Origin of the sequence: Lysobacter sp. ESA13C (assembly GCF_019970005.1) — a bacterium.
In the GTDB taxonomy this organism is placed as follows: Bacteria; Pseudomonadota; Gammaproteobacteria; order Xanthomonadales; family Xanthomonadaceae; genus Lysobacter; species Lysobacter antibioticus_B.
Genome location: NZ_JAHXYK010000007.1, coordinates 298,854 through 320,777 on the forward strand (window position 1 = coordinate 298,854; position 21,924 = coordinate 320,777).

The following is a 21,924-nucleotide window of genomic DNA, read 5'->3' on the forward strand; positions in this document are numbered from 1 at the left end:
ACCGGACGGCGTTTTGATACGTTTCGGATCGGTGGCCGCAGCGGCGCTCGGTCGCTCGCCATCGGCTATCGCGCCCCGCCCGAAAGCGGGGCGCGCCTGCCCTCACCACTGGATGCCGGCACCGACCGAGAAGCCCCAGTCGCGCGCGGTGTTTCCGCTGGCCTGGGCCTTGTAGACCCAGCGGCCGTTCTCGGTGATGCCCGACAGGCCGACCGCCATGCCGTATTCGCCCTGATAACCGCCGGCCGCCACCGCGAGCATGCTCTTGCCCGGCAGATAGGCCTGCGGCAGGCCCGCCATCGCCATCGCCGAGGAAGTGCCGGCACGGAAGTCCTTGCGCAGGGCCCACACGTCGTTGTCGAACTGCTCGAAACGAGCGTCGGTATAGGCCTTCGACTGATCGATGGCATGGTTCACGCCGGAGTTGAGCTGGCTCACGTTGACCGCATCGGTGCCGGCGATGCCGGGCGCCACACCGGTCAGGGTGCGGCCGCCCATGTTGACCTCGCCGGTAGAGGTGCTGCTGCCTACATAAGCGGCGTTGTAGCCGCGCTGCGCACCCACCGTGGTTGCCGACCCGGCGCCCAGCGCGACGCTGTTGGCGTGGCTCGCGGTCGCGCCGGTGCCCACGGCGGTGCTGGCGCTGCCGCTGGCCGTGCTCTGGTTGCCCACCGCCAGCGCGTTGTTGCCGCTCGCGACCGCACCGTCGCCACCGGCCGATGCGTTGGTGCCGGTCGGGCGCGGCTTGACCACGGCGTCCTCCTGACTGACCTGGAACATGCCGTCGGAGCCGTTCTGCACCCCGCTGATGCGGCCGTCGAAGGTATTGACGGTGTTGGTCAGGTTGGCCACGTTGCCTTCGACCTGGGTGATGCGGCCGTCGAAGCCGTTGATGGTACCGGTCAGATTGGCGATGTCGCCTTCGACGTTGGTCACTCGGCCATCCAGCGCGTTGACCGCCTGATTGGTCGCATGCAACTGCGAGCCGTTGACGGCATCGGTCGACGTCTCCGACAACCGTCCCGCGGCGACGTTGGTGAGGGTGCGCTCGGCGCCCACACTGCCCACGCTCACCGTTCCGACCGGCGCGCCGCCGGCGAAGTTATAGGTCGTACCGGCGATGGTGGCGCTGGCGGTGCCCACCGCGGCGGCGGTGGTCGAGCCCGCGCCGAGTGCCACGCTGTTGGCGTCGCCCGCGGTCGCGCCGGTGCCCATCGCCACTGCGTTCGCCGCGGTAGCGCTGGCGTTGACGCCCGATGCGATGGCGCCGGTCGCGGTGGCGCCGTTGTTGGCGTAGTTGCCGCCGGCGATGCCGCCGTCGTTGACGCTGTAGTAATGGGTGGAGCCTGCGGTGATCGCCTGGTTCAACTGGTCCAGGTTCACCGCATCGCCGCCGTTGATGCCGGCCGCCACGTTGGTGATGGTGGTGCCCCCGGCATTGATGCCGACGTTGGTGATGCTGGGGCCGCCGGCGATGGTCAGGCCGTTGGTGGTGATCGTGGTGTTGCCGACCACCACGCTGTTGAAGCTCGGGTCCGGCACCACGCCCACCGTCAGGGTACCGGTGGCGTCGTCGTAGGCGACCGTCGCGTTGCTGCCGGCGGCCACGGTCAGGGTTTCGCCCGGGCCGATGTTGCCGCCGTTGCCGCCGGCCGCGATGTTCCAGCCGGCGCTCGCGCTGTCGTTGATCTGGGTCAGCGCGTCCTGCACGTTGTTGTAGGTGTTGCCGCCCACCGCGAGCCCGGCGGTCACGGTATGGGTGACCGGGTTGTAGACCGAGCTGCCGCCGAGCGAGGCGGCGGTGCTGTTGCCGAGTTGGTCCAGATTGCCGCCGAGCGCGCCCACTGCCTGGTTGGTGGCGAACAACTGCGAGCCGTTGATCGCATCGGTGGACGCGGACGAGACCCTGCCTGCGGCGACATGGGTGATGGTGCGCTCGGCACCCGCTGCGCCGACGCTGACCGTGCTGGTCGGCGCGGTGCCGGCGTAGCTGTAGGCGACGCCGTCGATGCTGTCGCCGGCGGTCGCCACCACGGTGTCGGTGATCGAGCCCGAGCCCAGGGCCACGTCGCCGGCCTGGGCGGCGGCGGTCGCGCCGAAACCCACCGCGGTGGCCGCACCAGTGCCGGCCACCGCACCGACGCCGGCGGCCAGGGCATTGATGCCTGTTGCGCCGTCGTTGTTGTAGTTGCCGCCGATCGCACCGTTGTCGTTGACGCTGTAGTAGTGCGTCCGCACCGCCGTCGTCGCGTCGGTCAATTGACTGACGTTGACCGCATCCGTACCGGCCACGCCGGGCGCCACGTTGGCGATGACCAGGCCGCCGGCATTGATGCCGGTCGTGGTGATGCTGGGCCCGCCGGTGATGGTCAGGCCGTTGCTGTTGAGCAGGCTGTTGCCGGCGGTGACGCTGTCGACGGTGATGTCGTCGGCCAGGTCGAAGTTGACGTTGTCGTCGGTCGCGGCCTTCGCGACCACGATGTTGCCGTCGGTGTTGCGCAAGTCGACGGCTTCGCCGGGCGCCACGTTGCTGGCGTTGGCGCCCTGTGCGCTGAGGTTCCATCCGGCGCTGGCGGTGGTGGCGACTGCCTCGATCGCCTGATTGGTCGCGAACAACTGCGAGCCGTTGATGGCATCGGTCGAGGCACCGGAGATCCGACCCGCCGCCACGTTGGTGAGGGTCCGCTCGTTGCCGGCCGTGCCCACGCTGACCGTGCTGGTTGGTGCGACACCGGCGAAGTTGTAGGTCACCCCGTCGATGGTCGTGCTCGGGGTGGCGACCGCGACCGCCGTCGTCGATCCCGAGCCCAGCGCCACGTCGCGTGCGTTGTTGGCCACGGCGCTATCGCCGAATGCCACCGCGCCGGCCGCCAGCGCGCTGCTGGTGTGGCCGATGGCGACGCTGCCCTGGCCGACCACCGTGTTCTGGAAGCCGATGCCGACCGCGCCTTGCGCGGCGACGCCGGCCACACCCACGGCCTGGCCGCCGCCGCCGACCATGTTGGTGTTGCCCATCGCCACCGAGCCGTTGCCGGTGGCGGTGTTGTCGAGGCCTTGCGCGATCGCGCCGTTGCCGGTGGCGGTGTTCGGATCGCCGATCGCCACTGCGCCGTCGCCGCTGGCGAAATTGCCGGCGCCGATGGCGACCGCGCGGCCGCCGGTGGCGGTCGAGTTGGTGCCGATCGCGACCGCGTCGGCGGCATCGGCGACCGCGTTGCGGCCGGCGGCGAAAGCGTTCTCCGCGCTGGCGTTGGCGCCCGAACCGGCGGCGAAGGCGAAGTTGCCGCCGGCGCTGGAACTGACGCCGACCGCGGTGGCGTTGCCGCCGGTCGCGCTGGACAAGGTGCCCAGGGCGCTCGCGCCGGCCCCGGTGGCGCTGGCGCTGGCGCCGAGCGCGACGGCATTGATGTTGTTGGCGACCGTGCCGCTGCCCAGCGCCATCGAGCTCAGGCCCGACGCGGCCGCATTCAGGCCGAGCGCGATCGCCGACTGCGCAGAGGCATTGGCCTGTGCGCCGAACGCGACCGAACTCGGCCCGCTGGCGCGCGCGCTCGGCCCGATCGCGGCCGAGTCGACGCCCGTGGCCGCGCTCAGCCGCCCGACTGCGATGGCGTATTGCTCGGACGCGGTGACGTCGGTGCCGATGGCGACGGCGCCGAAGCCGGTGGCTCCGGTACCCGCGACGGTGCGCGAGCCCAGGTAGAGCGAATTGAGATTGGACGCGATGGATTGGAAACCGATCGCGATGGCGTTCTGGCCGCCGGCGAAGGTGCCGGTGCCCTGGGCGATGGTGTCGAGCACCGCCGCGTTCGCTTGATAGCCCAGGGCGACGCTGCGCAATCCGGCCGCGGTCGAGCTGCCGCCGAAGGAAACCGCGGCGACCCCGGTCGCGCGGGCCACGGTGCCGATGGCGATGGAGCCGTCGGCGCCCGAGGTCGCGTCGGTGCCGATGCCGATCGAGCCGCCGCCGAGCGAGCCGGTACCGGCCGCGGTGCGCGCACCGAGGTAGATGGAATTGACGCCGGTGGTATAGGCCCCGAACCCGACCGAGATCGAATTCTGCGCGGCGCTGTGCGAGGCATAGCCGACGGCGAGCCCGCCAAGCACGTCGGAGGTGGCCAGAGAGCCCAGCGCGGTGGCGCCGATGCCGGAAGCGCGCGAGCCCAAGCCCATGCACGAGGCGGTACCGTTGTACAGATTGTAAGGCGGCCCGCTGCAATCCACGGCCTGCGCCTGCGCGGTCGGAGCCCACCCCACCGCGCCCATCGTCGCCAGCGCGGCCAGGATCCCGGCGCACAACGTTCCCGCCGAATACGAAGCCCTGTTACCGCTGCCGGCGGCCTGGCCACGCGGCGCGGCCAGTTCCGAAGCGACCACCAGCCGATTGAGCGACCGGCTCCATACCACGCTGTAGATTTTGTTCATTACTCGTTTCCCCAGTTGCACGCCAATCCGATGGGCCGCGGGATGAAGGTGATGCGGTGTCGCCTGTGAAGTGTTTCGAGAGGCATCGCGAGGGCCGTCGTGGCGACGCAGTGCCGGCGCAGCAGTGCTCGTGCGCTGCTCGTGCGACCGGTACGGCTGCGCCCTCGACGAAGTTCGGCCGGATTCCGGATGAGGCGCCATCGCTAAGCGCGTCGTGCCGGACCCCGAGGGCTTGCGCGCTCCGCGACCGCCGACAAAGCAGACCCAAGCGCCGGATTCCTGCGTCGTGGTGACGACCCGTGCGCCGCTTGGCTGCTTGATGCACGACCCGGTCCTGGCGGCCCGAAGCCTGCACTCGTGTTGCATGGAGCGGCGCGCTGCGTGGCAAACACTAGTGACCGGGCATGGCGATTACACGCACCAGGCTTCACGAAAAATTTCAGCCTTTCGCCCTTGCGTCACAGGCGGGATCGCGATATCCGTCTCGTCTGCATCGGAGCGTGCGTCGACTTTGCGCGGCTGTTTCGACATCGCCGCCGCGATGCCGCGGGGCGTATGCGGGCGACGACGGCCGTCGGCATCGCATCCAGGCCGCGCGCCATCCCAGCGTTGAGCGCGTCGACGCATCGACCCGCCGTAACGCGAGTACGCGGCCCGATGTCCATGACGGACAGACGACCAAGGATCGTGTGCGTTCGGGTCGCGACGGCACAGCGCTTGGCCAAGGGGGCGTTCGTCGAAGCCCTGCCGGCCATCGTCGGCCGGTTTGCGCAGGGCGGCCGCCACCGACACGAGCCGGGCCGACACGCCGCGGTATCCATCGGCGAATTCGAATCCTCACCCACGGTGAGGATTCGATCGCCGGGTTTGCGCGATTCGGCCGCCCGGAGCCGCATGAAGGGTGATACGGATCGCAGTTCTTCGCCGGAAGCGGTGGTTGTCCGCGTCCTGTCTGATCGCGGTGCTAGGCTGCCTAGCGGTAGTCATACAAGGAAGGGGACCCGTCCTGCCGGGCCCGGCGCAGCGACCGCGCAGGCGCCGGATCGGAACGGTCCGACCGCTGCTCGGCCGCCCCGTCGCGACGCCCGAGTGCCCCGGCCTTCAACCGCTGTCCTGCATCAACCGTATCGATGACCGCTCGCAAATCGCTTCCTCTCCTCTGGCATCGCTTCATCGGCTGGATGCAACGCGTGCCCATCCGCGCGGCGCGCGACAAACGCAACGCGATGGCGCTGCAAGCGATACTCGCCGTCGTCGCGGTCACCACGCTGTTGATGGCGATCGGCTCCTGCGCCGCCGCGCCGGACCTGGCGGGCTATACGGAGCACTGGCTGCTGCTGATCGTCAGCGCCTACACCTGGGCGTGTTTCTATCTGCTGCGCCACGGGCTGTTCCGCTTGTCGACCAGCCTGACCGTCATCGGCGGCGTGATCCTGATGGCCGTGAGTTACCACGCCTACGGATTGCGCTCGCAGTCCGGGCTGCAGATCACCCACCTGCTGCCCCTGTTGTTGTCGGGATTGTTCCTGGGCAGGACCGCGGTCTGGTGGACCGCTCTGGCCTATGCGGCCGCACTCGCGATCGGGGCGCGCACCGACCTGCAACTCGCGACCGATTCCATGCAGGCCTCGGAAGCCTCGACCAACCTGCTTTTGTCGGGGATGAATTTTCTCGTCCTGGTGGCGATCCTGGACCGCTTGATCCTGTCGTCGCGACGGGCGATCAGCCGCAGCGAAGAACTCAACGCGCTGTGCCTGGAGCTGCAGCGCCAAGTGGAAGAGAAAGAACGCGCCTACGAGCGTCTGGTGCAGACGCAGAAAATGGAAACCATCGGCCGGCTTTCGACCGGCATCGCCCACGACTTCAATGCCATCCTCAGCGTGATCCTGGGCCACGCCACCTCGGTGGGCCGGCGCGGCGACATCGACGCGGTGCTGCCGGGCATACGCCAGGCGGCGCGCAGCGGCGCCACCCTCACCCGGCGCCTGCTGAGCTTCAGCCGCACGCACACGCGACACCTGTCCACCTTCGATCTCGCCGAAGCGATCGAAGAAGTGCGGCCGTTGATCCTGCCGATATTCCCGCGCGCGATCGAAGTATCGCTGGATACCTCGGTCTCGGGCCTGTGGGTCAAGGCCGACCGCGACGAACTGGTACTGGCGCTGTTGAACGTGGCCAGCAACGCCAGCGATGCGATGCCGCAGGGCGGCCGTTTCACGTTGTCGCTTCAGGCCGACGGCGATCACGCCTGCATCGGCTTGGAAGACACCGGCATCGGCATGACGCCGGAAGTGCTCGCGCGCTTGTACGAGCCGTTCTTCACCACCAAGCCCCGGGACCAGGGCACCGGCATCGGCATGGCGACCGTGCATCGCTTCGTCGCCGACCACGGCGGCGCGATAACGGCCGACAGCGCCCCCGGCGCGGGCACCCGCATCCGAATCCGTTTGCCGCTGGCCGAGCCCGAAGACGGCCTTCGGGACGAGGCCGGTTGGGAGCTTGCGCAGACACCGCACAGGACGGGCCCTGACGAGATCTCGACAGCGGTAGCGGCGGAGTCGGCCATGACGCGCCACGCCGCCGCCCCCTGATCGCCGCGACCGCGCAGCGCGCTCATCGGCACGCGTTTAGTCGCCACTCGCTCAGTCGCTCAATCCGGAGGCTTCGCCGGCATCCTGTCCTGGCTCGTGCCGATGTGGGTGGCGGCGACCAATACCAGCAAGCCCAGGGCCGTCGCCAGGATCAGCGCCCACGGCCGCAGATACCAGGGCTGCGGGTTGAGCACGCTCAGACGGGCCGATACCGGCGACCAACGTCCCCCCAGGGTGCGCGCCTGCACTTCGAAGCGGTGCTCTCCCCACGGGATCAGCGGATACAGAATGCTGCGGTTCTGTCCGGCATCCACCCAACCGTGATCGAATCCGAGCAGGCGAAAACGGAAATAAGTTTCGCGCGGCCGGCTCAGATTGATGGCGGTGTAATGAATTTCCAGACTGCGCGCGAACGGCTCCAGGGCCAGGGAATCTCCTGCGATCTGCTGGCTGCGTCCGGCGACCGCCACCTGTTCGATGCGAGCCCTCAGCGGCACCGGCGCCACCACCGGAAAATCCTTGGGGTCGACGACCGCGAACCCTTCGACCAGCGAAAACCACAGCCGGCCCCGGCTGTCGCGGTGGCAGGCGGTCGAATGGCCGCCATTGATTTCGGCCGGGACCAGGCCGTCGCCCGCGGCGTAGCCGACCGATTCGATCTTGGCGCCGGCGTCGCCCGGCGCCGGCAACACGGTGATGCCGCGGTTGCCGCCCAGCCATAGGCGCCCTTGGCCGTCGGGCAGGATGCACGACACGGTATCGTCGAACAGGCCGTTGCGGCTGTCGTAACGCTGCACCTGGCCGTTGCGGATCCGGTTGAGACCGCCGCCGTAGGTGCCCACCCACAGCGTGGCGGTGGCACGGTCCTCGTACACGGCGCGTGCGAAGCGCGAGGACAAGCCCTCGCGCGGCGTCCATCGCTCGACCACCCGCTCGCCGAGCAGACGCCACACGCCGCGGTCGCCGACGAACCAGTCGCCGCCGCTCGCCGCAGGGACGATGGCATTGATGCTCATGTCGCGCAGCGCTTCGATGCGCCGCTGCGCGGAAATACGTCGCTCGCCATCGATCTCGACCGCGAGCACGGAGCGGCCCGAGCTGACGAACAAACGTCCCTCGCTGCGTCGCCAGACATTGACCGCCCCGCCCCCGGGCCATTGCCCCACGAGCGTCGGCCGGCCGTCGGCGATGCGCACCAGCAGCCCCTCCGCGGTACCGACCCAGAGCGCGCCATCGCCATCCAAGGCCAGGCTGGCGACGCATTCGTCGCCCGCGGCCCGCAGCACCGGCTGCCGCAGCAGGCTGCCGTCCTGTCGCCAATGACGCAGCCCGCCGCAAGCCGAACCGAACCACAGGCCGCCCTGTCCGTCGGCAACGACGGCGCGGCCGGCCATGTCGACGCCGCCGAGAGAAGCCGGGATCGAGCCGAACACCGGCTTGCGCACGCGCAACAGCCCCTTGCTGCCGGTGCCCAACCACAGATTGCCTTCGTCGTCCCGCGCCAGGCTGATCACGCCCATGCCGAACAGTTCCGGAAGATCCCGCCAGCCGCTGTCGTCTTCCCTCAGCATTCGCCCGGACGCCGTCGCCACCCACCATCGGCCATCGGCATCCTCTACCGCCGCGGTTGGGCTTGCCACACCCAAGGGCTGCCATTGCCCCGATCCGGGCCGGTAGCGATACAGCGCGCGGTTGGTGCCGACCAGCAAGTCGTCGCCGTTGGTTTTCAACACCTGCACCCAGCCGTCCCCGGCCGGCAATGCAAGACGGCGCAGTCGCCCATCGTCGAGGACGAACAAGCCCTCCCCACCGCCGACGTAGATGCGCCCCTGCCGGTCGCGCACCAAATGGGTGTGCCCGGTGCGTTGCGCATCGACCCAAGTCGGCTGCCGGCGCAGAGGATCCAGGGTGAACAGGCCGACATTGCTGAGAATCCACAACGTCCGGTCGGGCGTCTGCACGATCGCATTGATCTGGCAGGTGCCGCCGCAGATCGGCAAATGGCGAAACGTCCCCTGCCGGTACACGCTCAAACCGGCGTCCTGGGTTCCGATCCACAGTTGCTGGCGTTCGTCTTCATGCAGCGCCAGGATGCGATCGCTGGCGGGCCCGGCCTGCGGACCGTGTCGTGGACCGGAGGCATCGAGCGACGGCTCGGCGCGGAATATCCTGGAGCTCAGGCCGTCGAAACGCGCCAGACCGCCGAAGGTACCGATCCACAGATAACCATCGCGGGTCTGCAGCACTGCATTGACGCCGCCTTGCGGCAAGCCATCGTCCCCGGTGAAGGCATGCACGCCCACCCGATAGCGCGGCTGCACTTCCGCTGACGCCAAAGCCGAACCGCACAGGACCCACAGAGCGAGCGCCGACAAGCTCAGGCGCAAGCCGGCCTTGAGACTACTCACCCTGGGTCTTCCCTTCGCCGGCAGGGCGCCGAGGCGACCGGCTACCAGTTGAGCACATAGCCGATGCCGCGTACCGCGCGCAGCGGAAGCTCCTCTTCCGCCATCTGCTGGCATTTCTTGCGCAGGCGATGCACCAGCATTTCCAACCGGTGCGGATCGAAGTCGTAGGCATTCTTGACCAGGCTCGCGATCAGGGTCTCGCGCTGCACCGGAATGCCGGCCGCCGCGGCCAGCATGGCCATCACTTGTCGCTCGGCCAGGTTCATCTCGATCTCGACGCCGCCGGGAGTCAGGATGCACCAGCCCCTGTCGTCCAGACGCCACTTCGTACGCGCATGCGTGGGGTTCGTCTCCGGCACGACCCATCGCGCCAGATTATGCAAAGTCGTTACCACCTCTTCCATATCGACCGGCTTGGACAGATAAGCGTCCGCACCCGCGCGCAGCCCGCGCATCCGGTCCGGGCCGGAATCGTATCCGGTCAACATGACGATGCCGACACGCGGGGACAGCTTGCGCAGATGCGCTGCGATGCTGACGCCATCCTCATCGGGCAGGCCGACATCGAGCAGCACCAGGTCGTATGAGCGAAGCGTCATCGACCGGTACAGATCAAGCGCGCCCGCCATCCCGAAGACGGAGAACCCGGAATGGGCCAACACCGGCAAAAGAACGTCTTCTCGGAATGTCCGGTCGTCTTCCACCACCGCCAGCGTGGGCAGCCGCCGCGCGGCCTCCATCGAGCGAGCGTCCATCGTTTTCCCCCCAAGGAAATCCGGGCCAGCTTGCGAAAAACGCGGGGAGCCCGACCCGCTTTGCGCGCAGGAGTCAAAGTAGCATCGCGTTCTTCGAGCCGACGACGACGAACCTGCTTTCGTGATAATTGTCACACCGGCCGGCCGGCCGCGGTAGCGCGGATGCCTTACCGAGAATCAATCGCGCGTTTGTGCAAACCCGAACGCACGCAGGCCGCCCGACCGACACAGCGCCAGCCAGAACTTCCGTAGCTCAGGGGCTTGGAAATCCAACACCCTCCCCTTGACGCTCTGCTCCGGCTGCACCGCTCCCGCGCGAAGAAGCCTGGCGACATCGTGAGCGGAACGCCCGACGATTTCGACTAGCTCAAAGGTCGAAGGCCGCCAAGGTCGAGCGGAGCCCCGAGTGGGGCGAGCAACGAATCTGCATCCTCAAACCCGCTTGCAGAGCGACTCGACCTCGGCCTCCTTGTACGTCGGTTCCACCGGAACGATGCGGAGCGTCCGCCCGGTGAACTTCAGTATGCGCGACCGGTACACCGACTTCTTCTTGAGCATGTCGTCTTGTACTTTCTGCCCGCGCTCGTTGCTGATCCACGAATCGGACGACGACAGGAACTTCACCTCCTCTATCTTGGAGACGAGGATGTCGCCCTCGAGCAGCCAGGTGCCCGATGCCCGGTCCTGGATGACGACCGGCGACTTGCCATGCGGCGTGATCACCGAGGTGGTCAGGCTGGTGTAACGGCCATCGGCCCGATTGATCGTCTCCGTGCTGACGACCAAGTCGTAATTCGGGTCGGGTATCGCGATCGGCCCACAGCGCCAGGTGCCTGCCAAAGACTGGCTGCTGAGCCCGGCGAGGCGGTTGGTCGCGCAGCCAGCGAGCAGGCCGGCGGCGGCGAAGACAACGATCCATCGCATAAAACTCTCCAATGAAGTCCAACGTTTTCGGTCGATCCGCTGCGCAAAGCGGCTTCGCATTATCGTTTGTCGCATCGATTCCGTGCACCGCAGCAGTGCGACACCCGGCTCTCCATGCCTCAAGGTCTGACTATGACGGCTATGGGACGCAGCCAGAAGCGCCACGCCTCATCGAAGGCGGCTGCCTCGGTCTGCCTCCAGGTCGGGTCGGGGGGCATCTGCAGTAGCATCAGTCGCCATCATCCGCGCAGGAGCCTTGCCTTGTCGTTCTCCGACCCCCAGGCGGTTGCCCGCTACGCGCTCGGCCCGGTCAGACAGGTGCCGGGCTTTCATGCGCTGCAACAGATGGCCAGACTGCTACTCGCCGAGAGCGTACCCCACGATGGCCGGGTACTCGTCCTCGGCGCCGGCGGCGGCCTGGAGTTGAAGGTGTTTGCCGAAGCGCAGCCTCAGTGGCGTTTCGTCGGCGTGGACCCGTCGTCCGAGATGCTGAAACTCGCAAGCGCCACCTTGGGGCCGCTCGCCTCGCGCGCCGACCTCGTCGAGGGTTACATCGACACCGCCCCCGAGGGGCCTTACGACGGCGCCGCCTGCCTGCTGACCTTGCATTTTCTTCCGGCCGAGCAACGCCTGCATACCTTGATCGAACTCAGGCGACGCCTGAAGCCCGGCGCGCCGTTGATCGTGGCGCACCACAGCTTTCCCCAAGACGAACAGCAAAAGGCGCGCTGGCTGAATCGCTACGCGGCCTTCGCGGTGGCGTCCGGGATTCCCGCCGCGGATGCGGGCAATGCCATCGCCGCGATCGGCAGCCGACTGCCGGCGCTTTCACCCGAACAGGACCTGGCCTTGCTGCAAGAGGCGGGCTTCGACGAGGTCGAGTTGTTCTACGCCGGCTTTACCTTCAAGGGCTGGGTTGCGTACAACCCGTCTTGATGGCGTCATCCAGCTGACATCGGACCCGTCAGCCGTCGCGCGCCCCATCGAGCGCGGCCTTCAGTTCAGCCGGCAGCGGCACCGGCCGTCGCGTCTCGGGCGATATGGTGACCTGCGTGATCGTGGCGCGGAAAGTATTGTCGCCTGCGGCGTTGAACGCGCTGACCAAGAGAGCGAATGAATGCTCGCCGATCTTGTCGACCGAGACCTCGATATCGATCGCATCGTCCCAGGCCATCGGATGCAGAAATTCGATCGACAGGGCGCGCGCGGGCGGCAGGATGCCCATGGCGAACAAGCGCCTGGCCGCAGGTCCGCCGAGCGCGTGGGACAGAAAATCGAGCCCCGCCTCGACGACGAAGTGGGCGATGCGCGGCGTGTACACGACCCCACCCGGGTCGCAATCGCCGAACAGGATCACTCGACGGGTTCGGAAGGGCATCGGTAGTCCTCCATGGAGGGGTGTGACAGCGCCAAATATTCATGCGCATCCGCACACCTTATCCCCCCCGACGACGCACGGCTCGCCTGAGGGTGCCATCGCCATCATCGACGACGTTGTGGCCGAGCCATGGCGTCGACTCGAAGTTACCCGGTGAAGCGCCATCGGACGAACGACACGAATAGGTGCCTGATCGTCGACTCGGCCGGCTCTTTGCAGGCAGACTTCCTGGGCTCGCGCTATACCAGCAGCTCGTCCACCTTGCTGCGGAACTGACGTCCGGAGAACAGATGCTGCCCCGAGAGGAGCACGATCCGGAACCTGGCCGAACCGGCGGGGACGATCTGGCGAATGGCCGCTATGCGTACAACGGCCGAGCGGTGCAACCGGGCGAACTCGACATGACCGAGCCGCGAGTGAAAATCCGTCAAGGTTCCACGCACGGTGTAGACCGCCCCGTCCGCATGAACTTCGAGATAATTTCCTATCGAAACGACAAGATCGATCTTGTTGGCTTGCACCAGATGAACTCGGCTTCCTACCTTCAACGGAATGCGATCGGCGTCGCCGACGACTTCGTTGACAACGCCATCTTTCGGCCGAGTCCCACTCAGTCTTTCCAGCGTATCTCGCAAACGCTCGCCCGATACCGGCTTTATCAGGTAATCGACGGCACGCACGTCGAAGGCGCGGGCGCCGTGCTGCGGGTATGCCGTCACGAACACCACTTGCGGCCGGGGCCCAGGCCACCGGGCCAGAGCCTGGAATCCATCTCCACCCGGCATCTCGATGTCCAGAAAGAGAACATCGATGTCCAGATTTACCGCCACTGCCGATAGCTCCCCGATGTCGACACACTCGGCCACGACAGATACCAGGTCCCGACCGACTCTGTCCAACAGACGACGCAACCTGACCCGTGCCATAGGCTCGTCATCGACGATGGCCGCGCGCATCAAGGTCATGCCGCAGACCTGCCCGGAAGACTGGCAGCCCCATGCTTTTCCACCGGCATGGTTACTCGAACGAGGTATCTCCCGGATTCCGTCGCGCATTGCTGGATGGCCGCTCGCGCTCCATACAAGAGCTGCAGACGGCTGCGCGCACTTCCCAAGCCGATGCCCGAACCATGAGGCGCCGCTCCCTCGGGGGAGACACAGTTAGACACTTCGACGACCAAGGTCTCGCCACGCAATTCACAGCTGATGCTCAGCACGCCCGGCGCTCGCCGTCGCGAAATACCGTGCACTACGGCATTCTCGACCAAGGGTTGCAGGATCAACGCCGGCACTGAAACGCCCAAGGCTTCCGCCTCGACGCTCCATTCGACCCTTAGCCGATCGTTCAAACGAACCTTCTCGATCATCAAGTAGCTATTGACCAGCTCGATCTCATCACCGAGGGTCCGAAATTGAACGCTATCGACGGACAGCCCCGCTTGAAGCAGGACCGAGAGCGAAACCAGCATTCGGTCAGCCAGTTCCGCATCCTGATGAACCATTTCGGCGACGGAGTTCAATGTATTGAAAAGGAAGTGGGGGTTCATTTGCGCGCGCAGCGCTTCCAGCTTTGCCGTGGTCAGGCCCGCTTGCAACCTCGCGATCTGCTGCCCCCTCTCCATGCTCCTCTGATAGAAGACGAGCGCGTGCGCTAATCCGATCACGACCCATGCGAGCATAAAGTTGTAACTCAAGCTGCTCGTCAAAACCTCGGTGAATCCTGGACGCGGGTGATGACCGAACCACTGGAAGACGGAGCTTGTCGCATAGATATAGCCCCCCCGGAGCAACACCGTCAGAACGGACGCACCGAGCAGGATCGCCAAGGATCGCAGTATCCGGCCGCGCTCAATCGGACTGCGCCGCACCAGCCAGTACAATCCCAAGGTTACCGGCACCCACATCATCCAACTGCCGAAGCTGAAGCGAAGCGCCTGCGGCCAGGACATCGGCATGCCTTCTGGACCGCCCATGCGAACGATCTGGGCGGCAAACGCAATTGCGTAGCCCGCCCACCAGATGATGACCATCCAGAAGACCGCGGGCATTCGCTTCAGAACCGCTCCCACAGTAACGACCCTATCGAATTGTCTGGCGGATTAATGCCTCCGAGGCAGCAAGCACTTCGTACAGTGCTCGCACCATCTACATCCTACCGGCAGGCACTATCGACCAGAACCCCCAGAACCGGCGATACGAACAGGGCCCGGTTCCACCGCAGCCGATAACCGCAACAGACAAGGAATCATGGACTCCCGCCTCCGACTACTCGCTCAAGCGTCCGCCTCGGGACGAACGCCTGAGCCTGGAGCAGATACCAACGCGCCCCACCGCCAGACTGACCCGCTGCTTGCTGAATAGGCCGAGATACTTTGCGGCACCGCTTGGATACTCGCCCAGCATTCAAGGCCTGGCTTAGAACGAAGCGCGAACGCCGAGCGTGTACTGGCGATTGCCCGCGCCCGCCCCGGCTTCGGCCGTCAGGCCCCACAGCTCGTTGAACTTCAGCAAAGCGCCTACCGCGCCGCTGACTTCGCCGTCGTAGGTATCGCCGTCGGTGTACCTGAGCTTGCCCCAGGCCTCCAGGCGCTCGCTCAGGTTGCCGCGCAGTCCGACCGATGCGCGGGCATCGTCGCCATCCTGCTTCTCGGTGAACGACAGGGCGCGGTTCTCGTACTCGAAGCGGGTGTTGAGATAACCCAGCTCCGCGGTCCAATCGAGGCGCTCGTTGATCTCGTAGTGGTAGCCCAGGCCGAGCGCGACTTGCTGCACGTCCACGTCCAACCGGGTCAGCACCTGCGATCCGGAGCTCACGTCGACATCGCCATTGCCCCGGTGGAAGGCGCCGGTCAGAAACATCCCGCGCCCCAGCTCGACCGAGCCGCCGACATAGCCGCCGTCGGCATCGATATCGTCCAGGCGCAGCAAGGGATCGGAGTCGGCCGACTCGATCGTCTGCTTTCCATAGCCCGCATCCAGATAGGTGTAGCTGCGCGATGCGGCGATTGCCGTGACGGGAGACAGTGCCGCTGCCGCGAGGAGCATTGCAAAACAGTGATTTTTCATGGCGCCTACTACTTACTTCTTGACGGTGGAGGGGAGCGCGCCGCGTCGATGCACGATCGATACGCATGCAAACGGCGCATACGTTGCCCCGCGCAGGCGGCTTTGGCAACCAAGCCCGGCTTTTCGCCTACCCCCTACCCCATGAATCCACGGCGCCTTCGAAAAAGCACGCAGGCAATCACGATTCGGCATGACACCCGCTACGGCACCGGTCCCGCCCGGCGCCGCATTCGCTGCAGACTCGGCCGGACCTGCGACCTATTTGACTCTGCGGAACCGCCGGTAGAAACCGCCTTCCTGGGTTTTCCCTTCGATGATCAGATCATCCCCGCTCAGCTTGAATGGACGGGGCTGGTCGGTGCCGGTGTAGCTCGGCATCAGGCTGCCCTGCACCTCATGGATCACCCTGCTCTGCGCTTCGTCGACCCGGTAAGTGCCGAAGTAGGCCACATAGCCGTCGTAAGCGGCGCGGACTTCGCGGTCGCTGCCTTTCTGGTCGCCCTCGGCGAACGGCGTCGTCGCCGGCGTGCGCATGAGCTGCACATGCAGATGGCCGGTCGGGTCGTAGACGATGTATCCCGTGGGGCGCTCGCCATAAGGATGCTGGATCTTTCCGGCGGGATCGGTATCGACCACTTCCATGACTTGCCAGGTACCGACGAGCCGGGAACGCAAGGGCTCCGCGTCGCCCTTGACGGCCGGCGGTGCCGCTACGGCGCAGCCGATCGACAGGCCGGTCAAGGCCAGAAATAAAATACCGGCTTTCATAAGGATCTCCTCTGATGGACGTCGAAGGTTGCGGCAGGTCGACCGCCCCGGTTCATCCGAAGATCCGCATGCCCAAGCCGCAGCGCCAGTTCCATCCGTCATGCATGGCGCATGCTGGGTCGTGTAGCGACTCGGCCCGGCGGCAACAAGAGCGTTCGCGCCATATCGCTCGCACTGCTCGACGCCATGAGCCGGCCAGAAACGTGACGCCCCTCTGGTTTGGCGGCGCTCGGACCGGCGCATTCATTGTCCAAAGCCAGCAAGCCGCGATGCGGTTGGAACGAATTGTTATACGGCGACCGCATCCCTCTCACGACGGGATAACGCGCTCGCACTTATCCCTGTGCACTCCTGGCCCGACTAGGGAGCAATGCCATGAGCACGACGAAACAGAAAGGCGAGATCGAGCGGCTGGAGAAAGCGTTCTGGCAGTCGATACTGGAGGGATCGCCGCAAGTGGCCACCGGAATGCTGACCGAGCCGGCCCTCATGGTCAGCGGGCATGGTGCGCACAAGTTCGACCATGCCACCTACACCAAGATGGCGAGCGACGACCGAGTCAAGCTGCTCGACTACAAGATATCCGCGATGGACGTCCTGTTGCCTACGGACGATGTGGCCGTCGCCAGCTATCGCGTGCTCCAGAAGGTGGAGATGGAAGGCAAAACCACGGAGATGGATGTCTACGACACCTCGACCTGGGTCAAGGTAGGCGACCAGTGGCGTTGCGTGATGCACACGGAAAGCCCTGCGGACTCGACCAAGCACTGACCGCTTCGGCTTGCGGCCGCATCGTCGGCGAGCGATCTTCGCCAGGCCATGCGGCCGCCCGCGCCCATGCTGTAACGGCGGCACGACAGCGTCTTCGACCGCGCCGAAGTTCTGTCCTGATTGCGCGACCTGCCGCGCATGCAAGCGCACGTGCTCGACGGCCCGCATTTCCTACTCGAGACCCGCGCCGAAGCTGGCGCGGAGCTGATCGTCGATTTCGTGCGCGACTGCGGCCGATCCCGACCGTAGGCCGACCCGTGAGGTTCGACGATCGGCGCTACGCAGGTTCGCGCGCGCCGCCGCCCTGCGCATGCTTATCTGAGCGTGTAGCCCACCACGCGCCACACCCCATCGGCATCCAACGTAAAGGACACCAGCTCCTTGGCTTTTACCCCGCTGGCGGCGGCCAACTCGAATTCCACGCTGGCATACTGACCTGCGGGCAGCGTCGTGCCGGCGCCCCCCTTTTCCCGATGCACGACGATCCACGACCGGCCGACGACCGGCCCAAGCTTCTTTCGCAGTTCGCCGATCCGCTCGACGAAGTCCTTCTTCTTGACCCGGCTTTGCATCGCTTTCGAGGCGCCATCCCACATGTCGGCCATGCCGCCCCGGTCGATCGAGGCGGCGACTCGCATCGCGGCGTCGCTCATCTTGGACGGATCCACCGGTGCGTAAGGCGAGACGTAGGCGGCCGCCGCCATGTTTGCGGTTCGTCCCTGCGCGTTCGCGCCGAACGCGAGCATCGCCAGAGCCAAGCCCAATAGGGTTCGTTTCATACTGTTCATCCTGTTAGGAACCGCTCGCGGCGGCTTCTTTCCTGCAAGCGCACCTGTCACGGTCCGTGCCGGCAGTGGATTACGCCGGTCGAAGTTCGCCCGGACGCCCGATTTCCCGGCCTCGGCGATCTGTCTTCGACCGCATCGGCATCGACGCCAACGGCAAACCCAGGCTACTCAGAAATGCATGCCGGATCCTGATTCTTGCTTATGAAATTAAGAACTGAAGTAAAGAAATCACAGTCGTCGCAGCCCGACCGTTTGGTCCCCCGCTGCGATCGCCGTTTGATTCGGCACCACCGCGAACCAGTCCGTATCCCTGCTTCATTGCAAGATGCGCTGGCGCTCCTGTGTCGGCGGGATCGAAGGGCGCCTTCAACGGATACGGCCGGAGGCATGAGATTCGCCGGCTCGATAAACAGGCCGGCGAAACTTGGCGACTGCGGGTGTCAATCGGCCGAAAGCGCGCTGACCATCACGTAGTACCCATCGGGGTCGCGCAACGCGAACTCTTGCGTTCCGGTGCTGGGATTGAGACCGGGCTCTTCCTCCAGCGTCGCGACGAGCGCACGCGCCCTGGTCAAGGTCTCGTCGAAATCGTCGACACGGAAGAACAGCAGCAGCCCGTTACCGGGCTGGGCATGCTCGGGACTGGCCAGGGACGGATGGTCGTGAGCGCCCCATCGGTGCAGACAAATCAGGACCGTTCCGTCCGCATCGCGGATTTGCCCGAAGAAGTCGTGAGCGGGAGCGGTCTTGGCATGGCCGAACAAGGACTGATACCAGCCGAAACTGCGAGCGACGTCGGCGACGCCGATGATGGTCCAGGTGCGCTTCATAGAATGCTCCTACGATTCGAGAATTGATTAAGCCGAACCCCGAAGCGGCCCGGCCCGAGCGAATCATCAGACCTGCTCTCTCTTAAGCCCAATGGCCAAGACCTAGCCCGCGGCTACTGCAACATGGCCGCGGCCTACAGCCCCTGCGCCAGATCGAAAAGATCCCTCAGCCAGCGCAGCAGCGATTTTGGCCGGGACTCTTTGGAACGAAGGCGGATTATGAAGAGCCGGGTTACATACACGACCAGAAACAGGAACGTGGCCAGGATGATCGCAGCAACGATCAAGGAAAGTGCATTGACCATGGCTTTACTCGTAAGCGCTGTAGAAGTGGTGGCGGGATCCAGGGCTTGAGTTAGGTCGGGCCGCGAAGCTGCCTCGGCTCGAATCGATTGTCAGGTGGCCGATCCGGGAGGGGCCACTGGAAGCGTCACCTTTGCACCGCACCTCGAACAAGCAGCGCCTTTCGTGAAAACCGCCGGCACACTGTTCCATTGGGGCAGATCTTCTCGACAGACCACGCACATGAAATGATCTACTTGGTGCCTGTCACCGGCGGGCACATACCTGACGCCCAGCTCATCGAACTCTACCACCCACCAGCCTCTGGCCAGGTCGTACTGCGCCGTTCCGTGACCTTCGAGGTCTTCCTCATCGTCGGACTCATCGAATACGACAAGCGGCAGTCCTTCGCGCAGCACGATGCCGGCATTGGCCAGATCCCGGAGAGAACCGAAGGTGTCGAGCACCACAGCGGTTCGTTTCGAATTCCTGACGCCGCGTACGAGTCCATTGAAGTCGGCGTAGATCCTGGGTAAGGACATTGCGTTCGGCTATCTGAGGCCTGGGGCAAGCTTACCGCAGTTCCGCATACCGGAGATCAGCGTATCGAGTCCACGGTCTGCCCGAGGTAGCAATTACCCCGCAAGATGAGCAAGCCGCCTGTCACTCCAGTCTCGAACTCGTGAACGGTATCTCCGGGATGCATCCCGGCCTTGAGCGCCTCCCACTCCGGGTTTACGTGAGCGCGGACGATCTCCTTCGACGCCAAAGCCGGCCCAAGCCTCCTGAGGTTGGACGGTAGCGCCAGGCACGACGGTTCAGCCACGACTTGAAGTGGTCTCGCGTCTTGCATGAGCAGAGCAATGCCCAGCACTGCCGATCCGGCGATCGCCGCAGACCACAGCAAAATATGGGTTGGCCTAAGCGCGATTGCCATGAAGTCGTCCGCCTCTGGCGTTACGCCCGAGTAAGGCTGGCTTGTGGAACCGATTCGGCTTGAATGGACTGCTCGGACGCATCCGAAGGCTGCACATGGCCGACGCCGATTTGGAACAACAAATACTGTCCGGGCTGCGCCAGCTCCGGCGTATGGGCGCGCCACCAGTCGGCGGCTTCGCGACTGGATTGAGCCAGCAGGTCGAACGCGGGAAGAGATTCGACCAAGTATCCGGTCTCGGTGCGAGCCCGGCCGAGGAAGCGAGCCAGGTATTGACCGATCCGAGTCTTGGGAGCGCTAAGCACGCCGAAGGTGGGCAGCGTCACCGGCGCTTCGCAACCGTCGGGCAGCGGCAAAGCGAGCCCCACCCAATGCTGCCGCACCCAATCGGGCGCTTCGCCCGGAGGCACGGAGGTGATCTTGAGCTTGGCCATGCGGATTTCAGCGCCCCCAACGCCCGGATTGAAGCCAACAGCGAAACGGCTACGGCTTGAATGAATCGCTAAGCCCCTGCGCGAACGCGCCGGGCCCATCGCAGCGCAATGTATCCGGCAAACAGGGCGCAGACCAGCGCAAGCCCCGCGTCGGCAGCGAAATGAAGGACATGAAAGCCGTAGCTGTCGCAGGCCGATACGCCGCAGTCCCCTCCGACCTTGCGGAACAGGAAGGGAAAGCCGGCCACTTCCTGGCCATCGCGTTGATAGGCGCGACGGGTCAGGAAATAAGGAACCGCATTGGCCAGGAACGCGATGAAGATCGTCGCAAGGAAGGCAGTGGAGAATGCGGTCTTGGCACGCATGGTCGGGGCCTGCAGCGGGACTTACTGCGACACCCAAGGCCAGACGCAGAACGCCAGCACCGCCCATGCCGCCGCCTGGATCCACAGGCCGATGCGACCTTCGCGCACCCGCTCCGCGTTGCGCTTGCTCGTCGCCAACCACGTCGAGACCAGGGTCGAATGCAGCAGCAAGCCGCCCACCACCCACACCGCGAGGTACAGCAGTATGCCCAGTGGATCGGGGCCCTGGCCGTCGTGAGCCCCGGGCGAGCGATAGCCCAGGTGGGCGTAAACCCAAGCCCCCAGGCACAGCAGACTGATGACGAGACTGATCCGGTGATAAAGCTTCATCGCATTCCTCCTTGAAGGGCGACAGGGTAATCGAAAGGACGGCGTTACGAGGCGCTCACGCGGCTGCCTCGGGTGCCTGGCGCTGCGGCTCCATGCTTTTTTAACGAGCGTTTCAGAGCGCCGGAATATCCCGGGATCGATCATTGGCGTCCGACCAGCGGATGCTTCCCCCACAAGAGTACGATCCTCGAACGGCTGCCCCGGGCCGATCCCTGCCCGGCCTCTTGAGGTGCGCCACGATCGCGTGCGCCCCGGGCCGATAAGACGACGACGCAGTTCGAGTTCCCGCGCAACCCGATGCACACCGTTGAACGATGCATGCCACTGAACTTAGGAGAATCGGAATGGCCAACAAAAACACGATCTGCCTGTGGTACGACGGCACCGCACTGGACGCCGCGAAGTTCTATGCCGAGACGTTTCCCGACAGTGCGGTGGGAGCCGTCCATCGCGCGCCCGGCGACTTTCCGTCCGGCAAGCAAGGCGATGTGCTGACCGTCGAGTTCACGGTGATGGGCATCCCCTGCCTCGGCTTGAACGGCGGGCCAGCCTTCAAGCACAACGAGGCCTTCTCGTTTCAGGTCGCAACCGACGACCAGGCCGAGACCGACCGTCTGTGGAATGCGATCGTCGATAACGGCGGCCAGACCAGCGCCTGCGGTTGGTGCAAGGACAAGTGGGGGCTGAACTGGCAGATCACGCCGCGCGCCCTGACCGCGGCGATCACCGATCCCGACCCGGCGGCCGCCAAGCGGGCGTTCGACGCCATGATGGAAATGACCAAGATCGACATCGCGACGATCGAGGCGGCTCGGCGCGGCTGAGGCTCCACGAGACGGGCCGATCTCCGCGGCGGTGGCTCCGGGGCTCGGC

The 21,924-nt window shown here is 65.6% G+C and carries 21 protein-coding genes; 5 read left to right on the forward strand and 16 right to left on the reverse strand.

All coding sequences use genetic code 11. From position 1 onward, the window contains the following. Positions 1 to 102: 102 nt before the first annotated feature. Together LC490_RS16155 and LC490_RS16160 are read right to left on the reverse strand one after the other, a co-directional pair. Positions 103 to 4,425: a YadA-like family protein gene (locus tag LC490_RS16155; RefSeq protein ID WP_223620844.1), complete on the reverse strand. Its 4,323-nt coding sequence runs from the start codon at positions 4,423 to 4,425 to the stop codon at positions 103 to 105. A 411-nt stretch (positions 4,426 to 4,836) separates the two neighbouring features. Then, positions 4,837 to 5,232: a hypothetical protein gene (locus tag LC490_RS16160; RefSeq protein ID WP_223620845.1), complete on the reverse strand. Its 396-nt coding sequence runs from the start codon at positions 5,230 to 5,232 to the stop codon at positions 4,837 to 4,839. Between the two features lie 383 nt (positions 5,233 to 5,615). Between LC490_RS16160 and LC490_RS24595 the strand changes: the two genes are divergently transcribed. Then, positions 5,616 to 7,016: an ATP-binding protein gene (locus tag LC490_RS24595; protein ID WP_161786102.1), complete on the forward strand. Its 1,401-nt coding sequence runs from the start codon at positions 5,616 to 5,618 to the stop codon at positions 7,014 to 7,016. Between the two features lie 59 nt (positions 7,017 to 7,075). Here LC490_RS24595 and LC490_RS16170 read toward each other — a convergent pair whose 3' ends face one another. The 3 genes from LC490_RS16170 to LC490_RS16180 form a co-directional block, all read right to left on the reverse strand. Then, positions 7,076 to 9,424, reverse strand: coding sequence for a two-component regulator propeller domain-containing protein (locus LC490_RS16170; protein WP_223620846.1), 2,349 nt, complete (start codon positions 9,422 to 9,424; stop codon positions 7,076 to 7,078). Positions 9,425 to 9,465: 41 nt separating this feature from the next. Further along, positions 9,466 to 10,179: a response regulator transcription factor gene (locus LC490_RS16175; RefSeq protein WP_036148500.1), complete on the reverse strand. Its 714-nt coding sequence runs from the start codon at positions 10,177 to 10,179 to the stop codon at positions 9,466 to 9,468. A gap of 432 nt (positions 10,180 to 10,611) precedes the next feature. Beyond that, the gene (locus tag LC490_RS16180; RefSeq protein WP_223620847.1) at positions 10,612 to 11,103 is read right to left on the reverse strand and encodes a hypothetical protein; all 492 of its coding nucleotides are present in this window, start codon (positions 11,101 to 11,103) and stop codon (positions 10,612 to 10,614) included. 261 nt (positions 11,104 to 11,364) lie between these two features. On the opposite strand from LC490_RS16180, the gene LC490_RS16185 reads away from it, so the two are divergent. Next, the gene (locus LC490_RS16185) at positions 11,365 to 12,039 is read left to right on the forward strand and encodes a class I SAM-dependent methyltransferase (protein ID WP_223620848.1); all 675 of its coding nucleotides are present in this window, start codon (positions 11,365 to 11,367) and stop codon (positions 12,037 to 12,039) included. A gap of 28 nt (positions 12,040 to 12,067) precedes the next feature. On the opposite strand, the gene LC490_RS16190 is transcribed toward LC490_RS16185, so the two are convergent. The 5 genes from LC490_RS16190 to LC490_RS16210 form a co-directional block, all read right to left on the reverse strand. Continuing rightward, positions 12,068 to 12,460 carry a thioesterase family protein gene (locus LC490_RS16190; protein ID WP_223620849.1) on the reverse strand — a complete coding sequence of 131 codons (393 nt, stop codon included), beginning with the start codon at positions 12,458 to 12,460 and terminating at the stop codon, positions 12,068 to 12,070. A 260-nt stretch (positions 12,461 to 12,720) separates the two neighbouring features. After that, positions 12,721 to 13,446, reverse strand: coding sequence for a LytTR family DNA-binding domain-containing protein (locus LC490_RS16195; protein ID WP_031371850.1), 726 nt, complete (start codon positions 13,444 to 13,446; stop codon positions 12,721 to 12,723). Next, positions 13,443 to 14,528 (reverse strand): histidine kinase, encoded by a 1,086-nt coding sequence (locus LC490_RS16200; protein ID WP_223620850.1) that lies wholly within the window; start codon positions 14,526 to 14,528, stop codon positions 13,443 to 13,445. Before LC490_RS16200 ends, LC490_RS16195 begins: the two co-directional genes overlap by 4 nt. A 367-nt stretch (positions 14,529 to 14,895) precedes the next feature. Continuing rightward, positions 14,896 to 15,546 carry an outer membrane beta-barrel protein gene (locus tag LC490_RS16205; protein WP_081930832.1) on the reverse strand — a complete coding sequence of 217 codons (651 nt, stop codon included), beginning with the start codon at positions 15,544 to 15,546 and terminating at the stop codon, positions 14,896 to 14,898. Between the two features lie 258 nt (positions 15,547 to 15,804). Then, positions 15,805 to 16,314 carry a lipocalin-like domain-containing protein gene (locus tag LC490_RS16210; RefSeq protein ID WP_223620851.1) on the reverse strand — a complete coding sequence of 170 codons (510 nt, stop codon included), beginning with the start codon at positions 16,312 to 16,314 and terminating at the stop codon, positions 15,805 to 15,807. Between the two features lie 375 nt (positions 16,315 to 16,689). Between LC490_RS16210 and LC490_RS16215 the strand changes: the two genes are divergently transcribed. Then, entirely contained in the window at positions 16,690 to 17,085 is a 396-nt protein-coding gene (locus tag LC490_RS16215) for a nuclear transport factor 2 family protein (RefSeq protein ID WP_223620852.1), read from the forward strand. 314 nt (positions 17,086 to 17,399) lie between these two features. Here LC490_RS16215 and LC490_RS16220 read toward each other — a convergent pair whose 3' ends face one another. The 3 genes from LC490_RS16220 to LC490_RS16230 form a co-directional block, all read right to left on the reverse strand. Then, the gene (locus LC490_RS16220; protein WP_223620853.1) at positions 17,400 to 17,864 is read right to left on the reverse strand and encodes a DUF4019 domain-containing protein; all 465 of its coding nucleotides are present in this window, start codon (positions 17,862 to 17,864) and stop codon (positions 17,400 to 17,402) included. 449 nt (positions 17,865 to 18,313) lie between these two features. Beyond that, positions 18,314 to 18,703: a VOC family protein gene (locus LC490_RS16225; RefSeq protein ID WP_031371844.1), complete on the reverse strand. Its 390-nt coding sequence runs from the start codon at positions 18,701 to 18,703 to the stop codon at positions 18,314 to 18,316. A gap of 134 nt (positions 18,704 to 18,837) precedes the next feature. After that, positions 18,838 to 19,008 (reverse strand): hypothetical protein, encoded by a 171-nt coding sequence (locus LC490_RS16230; protein ID WP_223620854.1) that lies wholly within the window; start codon positions 19,006 to 19,008, stop codon positions 18,838 to 18,840. Positions 19,009 to 19,233: 225 nt separating this feature from the next. Between LC490_RS16230 and LC490_RS16235 the strand changes: the two genes are divergently transcribed. Continuing rightward, the gene (locus tag LC490_RS16235; protein ID WP_223620855.1) at positions 19,234 to 19,521 is read left to right on the forward strand and encodes a hypothetical protein; all 288 of its coding nucleotides are present in this window, start codon (positions 19,234 to 19,236) and stop codon (positions 19,519 to 19,521) included. 421 nt (positions 19,522 to 19,942) lie between these two features. On the opposite strand, the gene LC490_RS16240 is transcribed toward LC490_RS16235, so the two are convergent. From LC490_RS16240 to LC490_RS16250, 3 genes are all read right to left on the reverse strand, one after another. Then, positions 19,943 to 20,356, reverse strand: a complete 414-nt coding sequence (locus LC490_RS16240) for a hypothetical protein (protein ID WP_223620856.1) — start codon at positions 20,354 to 20,356, stop codon at positions 19,943 to 19,945. A gap of 68 nt (positions 20,357 to 20,424) precedes the next feature. Next, complete coding sequence (locus LC490_RS16245) at positions 20,425 to 20,721, reverse strand: hypothetical protein (protein ID WP_223620857.1); 297 nt, start codon at positions 20,719 to 20,721, stop codon at positions 20,425 to 20,427. 21 nt (positions 20,722 to 20,742) lie between these two features. Continuing rightward, positions 20,743 to 21,051, reverse strand: a complete 309-nt coding sequence (locus tag LC490_RS16250) for a hypothetical protein (RefSeq protein WP_031371841.1) — start codon at positions 21,049 to 21,051, stop codon at positions 20,743 to 20,745. 344 nt (positions 21,052 to 21,395) lie between these two features. On the opposite strand from LC490_RS16250, the gene LC490_RS16255 reads away from it, so the two are divergent. Next, positions 21,396 to 21,875, forward strand: a complete 480-nt coding sequence (locus tag LC490_RS16255; protein ID WP_031371840.1) for a VOC family protein — start codon at positions 21,396 to 21,398, stop codon at positions 21,873 to 21,875. The last annotated feature ends 49 nt before the right edge of the window (positions 21,876 to 21,924 follow it).